This window comes from Pseudomonas sp. GW821-FHT03E01 (genome assembly GCF_059420765.1).
On record NZ_JBWKUI010000039.1, the window covers coordinates 1 to 698 of the forward strand.

Annotated in this window: 1 protein-coding gene; it reads right to left on the minus strand. The window is 63.9% G+C overall.

Translation table 11 applies throughout. From position 1 onward, the window contains the following. Positions 1-698 (minus strand): VCBS domain-containing protein (locus tag AC07VO_RS29885; protein ID WP_495007739.1); only part of this gene is annotated, 698 nt, incomplete at both ends.

Below are 698 nucleotides of genomic sequence, written 5' to 3' on the forward strand. Positions count from 1 at the left end.
GTGAGGGTGCCGTCGGCACTGCTCACGGCGAAGGTGTCGGTGTAGGTGGTGCCGGCGGCGAATTCGTTGTGGGCGGAATTGGCGACGTAGGTCCAGGCTCCGTCGGTGCCGATGGAGAACTGGCCGTAGCTGCCGGCGGTGTTGGTTTGCGTGTGGAAGCTTTCCGGGCTGTCGATATCACTGACGGTCAGGCTACCACCCGTAGTCAGCGGAGCATTGGTTTCGGTCAGTGTGACATTGGCCGAGGACAGCACGGCGGCGTCGTTGCTGCCGGTGACAGTGACGGTCACCTGCTGGGTGTCGACGCCGCCGAGGCCATCGCTGACCTGGATGGTGAACACTTCGTTATGAGTCTCGCCGGCCTGCAACGACTGCACGGCACTGGCGACGCCATTGGTGCCGTTGGCCAGGGTGTAAGTCCATTGACCGGTGCTGTCGACGGCGATCGAGCCATAAGTGCCGGTATTGGACCCGGCAATGCTCCAGGTGGCGGTGGCCGCGTGGTCGATGTCGCTCGAGCTGAATTGGCCGCTGACGCTAAGGGTGGTGTCCTCCTGCACGTTGCCGGCATCGTTGCCGCTGGCGAAGCTGAGTACGGGGGCGTCGTTGCTGCCGGTGACAGTCACGGTCACCTGCTGGGTGTCGACGCCGCCGAGGCCGTCGCTGACCTGCACGCTGAACACTTCGTTATGAGTCTC